Source organism: Anaeromusa sp., assembly GCF_028691475.1.
Taxonomy (GTDB): domain Bacteria; phylum Bacillota; class Negativicutes; order Anaeromusales; family Anaeromusaceae; genus Anaeromusa.
The window spans coordinates 1-5,991 of sequence record NZ_JAQUZF010000137.1 but is presented as its reverse complement, the minus strand read 5'-3'; the positions used below and the strand labels follow the sequence as shown (position 1 = coordinate 5,991).

Genomic DNA, 5,991 nt, shown 5'->3' with positions numbered 1-5,991 from the left:
TTCGCCGGCAGCGGGTACGTAAAGCCTAGTTTGAGATACGACGCTTTATCGCCGAAAACTTCCTTGGCGTATTGGTAGGCGACCCCGGAGGAAATAATGCCAATCTTAGAATCATTCCATTCGAAGTAGTTTAAATTCGTTTCATCCGCAAAGACGGCCAGCTTGTGCAGACGTCCTTCTAATTCGGCGCGCAGCTTTTTGGCAACAGCCGGAATAAGGTCGTATTTGGCAAGGTTTTTTGCATACGGTTTTTTGCTGGCTTCCTTTCGTTCGCCGATTTCAACTAAGCCCTTGCTGTGGCAGACTCTGGTGGTCATTCTGAATAAAATCGGCGTATCAAATTTCTCGCTGATTTCCATGGCTGTCTTCAGCATGTCTTTGGATTCCTGACTGTCACTTGGTTCGAGCATGGCTATTTTGGCAAATTTAGCGTATTGTCGATTATCCTGCTCATTTTGCGAAGAGTGAAGGCTTGGGTCGTCGGCTGTGATCAGCACCATTCCCCCGTTTACGCCGGCATAGGCAAAACTGAACAAGGGGTCGGCAGCCACGTTGACGCCGACCATTTTCATGGCCGCTAGTGCTCGGGCGCCGGCGATTGAGGCTCCTATCGCGTTTTCCATAGCCACCTTTTCATTTGGCGCCCATTCCGCGATGATATCCTCATTGTAGGTGGCGATGTTTTCTAATATCTCGGTGCTCGGCGTTCCGGGGTACGCTGCAGCATAGGTCACGCCAGCTTCGTATGCCCCTTGCGCTACCGCTTCATTACCGGTCAGTAATCGTTTCATCATAAACCTCCAACTACGAATATATTCTCAGACTGGTTCAAGGGGACGGTTCTACCGAACCAGAATTAACAAAACTGACTCAGGAGAACCGTCCCCCTGAACCACTTAAGTACTTACTTTTCTTCTTTTCCCGTAGGCAAGGATAGCACCCAGCGCTACCGACAAGTAAGCTGCCATCAACACTCGATACTCAGGGGGTAATAAAAACGTAATCGTATGGGCTGGTATCCAGAAAAAGGGAATGGTTTTAAAAATGACAAAAGACACCAGGCCCTGCCAGTCAATCCTAGCAATGACGTCAGATAACTTCACGTTTCCCATTGAATTCGTTTCACCACAAGCGAGGTCAATATAGGTGTCTGTAATCCGGTGCAGGGTCATAAAGGCAGAACCAAAGAACAAGTTCATGATAGCGCTAATCCAAAAGGCAGCCCATATTTTATTGGCAAAAGCATCGCTGCCCGACCAGAGCAGTCCTTTTTTTATGGCGCCCGTAACCCCGCCGGCAAAGACTTCAAACATCAGTACAATGAGCATGCCGATGAGGCCCCAAATGACACTGCGGTAGATTATCCCTGCAGGCGCTTTCCAGGCTCCTGCGGCAATACGGATGGCTAATAGTTCGCCCATTGTCGCTAAAATGCCAAATTTGACAAAGCCCATAAGGTACGGATGCGCTTTGGTTGCGCTGACAAATACTTCATGCGTAGAGGGAATCACCATTACCGACGAAACGGCACACAGCGCAGCCAGCCAGATAAAGTCTCCTAGTCTCATGTTTCCTCCTAAAATAGGAAATTATCGTTTACCAATAAAAATCAACAGCATCGTTGGCTTGCAGGTATTCCTTAATCTCCGGATCATTGCTCAACAAGTTCATTGCCTGCTCGACATCATCCGCTTTTACTACTACTTTGGCCACATTTTCAATGGCCGTGGTGAAGGCATAAACATACTCAATGTTAATACCCGCATCGCTTAGTTTATCCACATAAGTCAGCAATGTGCCTGGCTTATCGCCGATAGTAAGAGCAAGGACCGGCGTTTTCTTAACAATAAAGCCTGCTTCGCGCAAGATTTTCCCCAAATCGTCCGGCTTGGCAACGATAAACCGCAGGATACCAAAGTCTGCCGTGTCGGCTATGGACAGAGCTTTAATATTAATGCCATTAGACTGGATAACCTGCAGTATTTCCCGAAAGGCCCCAGGACGGTTCTCCACAAACGTTGAGATTTGCTGAATGATATTCATAAGTTTTACCTCCTGCTTTATATTTTTCGCTTATCAATGACTCTTTTAGCCTTACCTTCACTGCGCTCGATAGTCTTGCTCGATACCAGTTTTACTTTACTGGAGATACCTAATAGTTCGCTTATCTTTTTCTTCAGCGTATGTTCCAGCGTTTCAAGTCCGCGAACTTCATCCGTAAATACTTCTTCCGTAATTTCCACCATGATCGTCAATTTATCAAGATTATCAATGCGTTCCACAATCAGCTGATAATGAGGCGCCATGCCCAGATCAAGAAGCACGCTTTCAACCTGTGACGGAAATACATTAACGCCGCCGATGATTAACATATCGTCACTGCGGCCCATAACCTTCTGCATCCGTACCAGCGTTCTGCCGCAAGCGCAAGGGGTTCTGTTGAGCACCGTCAAGTCCCTAGTGCGATAGCGCAGCAGAGGCAGGCCTTCTTTGGTCAAGGTAGTAATAACGAGCTCGCCTATTTCCCCCTCCGGTAAAACCTCTCCAGTTACAGGGTCAATGATTTCCGGATAGAAATGGTCTTCATTGATGTGCATGCCATCTTGTTCCACACACTCACAGGCGACGCCAGGTCCGATGATTTCACTCAAGCCATAGATGTCATAGGCTTTGATATTCAGCTGGCGTTGAATTTCCTGCCGCATTTGCTCCGACCAGGGTTCGGCCCCGAAAATTCCCACCCGCAGAGGCATATCCTGGCAGTCAAAACCTGCTTCGCGCATCGTTTCGGCAATATGCAGGGCGTAGGAAGGCGTACAGGCAAGAACATTCGTGCCAAAATCTTTCATTAGGGTAATCTGTCGAGCCGTGTTTCCGACCGAAGTGGGAATAATTGACCCCCCTACCAGTTCCGCGCCGTAATGCACGCCTAACGCGCCGGTAAACAGCCCATAACCATAGGCGTTTTGGATAAACGATTTATTTGTAACACCTACGGCGGTTAACGCTCGCGCCATAACTTCAGCCCACATGTTAAGGTCGCGCTTTGTATAACCAACAACGGTCGCTTTGCCAGTGGTGCCGCTTGAGGCATGGATGCGGACTATTTCACTCATCGGCAAGGCAAACAAACCATAAGGATAGTTTTCACGCAAATCCTGCTTGGTTGTAAAAGGCAATTTGTGAATATCTTCGATTCCTTGAATATCTGCGGGTAACAAACCAGCGGCCTGAAACTTCTGGCGATATGAAGGCACACAGGTGTAAACCCTTTGTACTAAATCACGCAGCGAAGTAGATTGGATTTCCGTCATTTCTTTTCGGTTAAGCTTTTCAATGTGATTATTCCAATACAAACTGACGACCTCCTCATTCTTTGACTGGGAAAAGCCTTTTTTCCCAATAAAAAAACTCCCGTCCTGTAAAGGACGAGAGCATTTTCTCGCGGTACCACCTTTGTTATTCGTGCATGCACGAATCAACTTTATAGGTACGGGCAGTTGCCGATACCTTCCATCTGTAACGTGATGGTCACGGCGGCACCTACTATTTCAGCTTTCGCTAAAAATTCAGTTTCGCAACTCCAAGGAGAACTTCAGCCTACTTCTTGTACCGGCTTCCCAGCTCCGCCAGCTCTCTGTGATAATCTGTAAGCCTACTTTTCCTCTTCAACGTCATTCGTTGTTAAATTGAATTTAGTATAACAATAGCTAGGGATAATTTCAAGAGCCATTTTGTTATTTTTGTATATTTTTTTTAAAAATGTTCTTCGGATAAAAACACATATCTTGCATTTGGTGGTTTTTATTCTAGCATCTTGCCTGATGAGAAAGTTTTCGCTATCATAGATAAGGGATTGCCTAAATCTATTTATACAGGAGGAAAAGGACTCATGACAGTGGAAAAACGTGAATTTCAAGCGGAAACCAAACAGCTGCTGGAGTTGATGATTCACTCCATTTATACGAACAGGGATATTTTTTTACGGGAGCTCATTTCCAATGCTTCCGACGCTATCGATAAGCTGCGCTTTGAGGCGCTGACCAACCCTGAACTATTGGGCGAAAACAAAGAACTTGAAATTATGTTGTTGCCGGATGAAACTTCCGGTACGTTGACTATTGCCGATAATGGCATGGGCATGACTCATGACGAAGTCATCGAAAATATTGGCACCATCGCCAAATCCGGCACCAAAGCGTTTTTGGCGGCCATGCAAGAAAAAGAAAACGCTGGCGGCGATACCAATCTGATTGGTCAGTTCGGCGTCGGCTTCTATTCGGCGTTCATGGTAGCGGACAAAGTGACTCTTCTCACCCGCGCCCCAGGTCAGGAAAAAGGCGTGCGCTGGGAATCGACCGGTGACGGCACCTACACTTTGGAAGAATGTGAAAAAGAAGGCCGCGGCACGACGATCATTATTTCCCTGAAAGAAGAGCATCGCAAAGCCGAAGCGGAAAACGAGCAGTTTTTAAACAAGCATACCCTAGAGCGGCTGGTGAAAAAGTACTCCGACTATATCCGCTTCCCCATTCGCATGAGCATGCCGGTCATGGCGCCTCCAGCCGCCGAAGGCGAAGAGCCTCAGGAGCCAAAAGAAGAAGTGCGTGTTCTAAACTCCATGTCTCCCCTTTGGATGCGCAATAAAAATGAAATTAAGCCGGAAGAATATAATCAGCTTTACAAACACCTCTTCCTGGACTGGCAGGACCCCATGGAGGTCATCCACTCCAAGGTGGAAGGCGCTGTAGAATATACCAGCGTACTCTTTATTCCCTCCCACGCTCCCTTTGATTTTTATCAGCGTGAAGTGACGACAGGCATTCGCCTTTATTCGAAAAACGTGTTCATCATGGACGACTGCCAGGATCTTCTACCAGAGTACTTACGCTTTGCGAAGGGCCTTGTGGACTCTCCTGACGTCTCCTTGAACATCTCCCGCGAAGTGCTGCAACAAAGTCTGCCTTTGAAGAAAATCGGCAAAAATCTGGAAAAGAGCCTACTTAAAACGCTGGAGCAGCTGTGCAAGAAAGACCGGCCCAAATACGAAACCTTCTGGAAAGAATACGGCAAAGCCCTCAAAAGCGGCGTATATTCTGATTTTTCCAATCGCGAACGTTTGCAGGATCTGCTGCTCTTCTCCACGTCCCGCAGCGAAGACGAGCTGACTACCCTAGCTGACTATGTGGAGCGCATGCCGGAAAAACAAAGCGTTATCTATTATGCCGCAGGCAAAGATCGCACCGCTGTCGAGCGTCTGCCTCAAATGGAAATGTTGCAGGAAAAAGGCTTGGAAGTGCTGTATCTTTTTGATCGCGTTGATGAATTCGCTGTAGATGCTCTGGGCAGCTACAAGGAAAAACAGTTCCGTTCCATCAGCCGCGGCGAGCTGCAGCTGGATGATATGGAAGACGAAACAGACAAGAAAAAAGAGCAAGAAGAATTAACTAAGGAAAATTCAACCTTGCTCGAAGCTATTAAAAAGCACCTGGAAGGAAAAGTGACAGAAGTCAAGCTGAGCCATCGCTTAACCTCCAGCCCGGTTTGCCTGGTCAGCGACGCCCAAGGCATCAGTCTCTCTATGGAGCAGATTTTGGCGGACATGGACCAGAAAAATTCCTTTAAAGCCAGCCGTATTTTGGAATTGAACCCAAATCATGCGGTGTTCAAGGCCCTGCAAGCGCAGTTTACCGACGGTAACACTACGTCCCTCTTTGGCGATTACTGCGAGCTCCTTTACGGTCAAGCGTTGCTCCTAGAAGGCCTAGCTCCGGAAGACCCGGGCCGCTTTGCTCAACTAGTGGCCTCCTTGATGGCCGCGCCGTCTACTAAAGCGTAATAACAAGACAAATGGAAAGCCCAGCCTGTTGTTTTGCACAATAGGCTGGGCTTTTTTGAAGGCGGATGAGGTTTTTAAAGCTATACCTTCACTAAAACGCTCATGCCGCCAGTAGTATCCATTTGCAGTGTTTTAATGAATTTTATTGCTTG

4 protein-coding genes, 1 pseudogene and 1 other annotated feature are annotated in these 5,991 nt (G+C 47.4%); of the genes and pseudogenes, 1 reads left to right on the top strand and 4 read right to left on the bottom strand.

Going from position 1 to position 5,991, the window contains the following annotated elements; all coding sequences use genetic code 11:
* The 4 genes and pseudogenes from PHF27_RS12915 to PHF27_RS12900 all read right to left on the bottom strand — a co-directional run.
* A pseudogene (locus PHF27_RS12915) lies at positions 1-794 on the bottom strand (indolepyruvate ferredoxin oxidoreductase subunit alpha); the annotation flags it as partial.
* A 102-nt stretch (positions 795-896) separates the two neighbouring features.
* Entirely contained in the window at positions 897-1,568 is a 672-nt protein-coding gene (locus tag PHF27_RS12910; protein ID WP_300070869.1) for a hypothetical protein, read from the bottom strand.
* 28 nt (positions 1,569-1,596) lie between these two features.
* Positions 1,597-2,043, bottom strand: a complete 447-nt coding sequence (locus PHF27_RS12905) for an ACT domain-containing protein (RefSeq protein WP_300070866.1) — start codon at positions 2,041-2,043, stop codon at positions 1,597-1,599.
* Between the two features lie 17 nt (positions 2,044-2,060).
* Positions 2,061-3,356: a phenylacetate--CoA ligase gene (locus tag PHF27_RS12900; RefSeq protein WP_300070861.1), complete on the bottom strand. Its 1,296-nt coding sequence runs from the start codon at positions 3,354-3,356 to the stop codon at positions 2,061-2,063.
* A 65-nt stretch (positions 3,357-3,421) separates the two neighbouring features.
* Positions 3,422-3,681, bottom strand: a binding site (T-box leader).
* Positions 3,682-3,892: 211 nt separating this feature from the next.
* On the opposite strand from PHF27_RS12900, the gene htpG reads away from it, so the two are divergent.
* Complete coding sequence (htpG, locus tag PHF27_RS12895) at positions 3,893-5,839, top strand: molecular chaperone HtpG (RefSeq protein ID WP_300070858.1); 1,947 nt, start codon at positions 3,893-3,895, stop codon at positions 5,837-5,839.
* Positions 5,840-5,991: the final 152 nt, after the last annotated feature.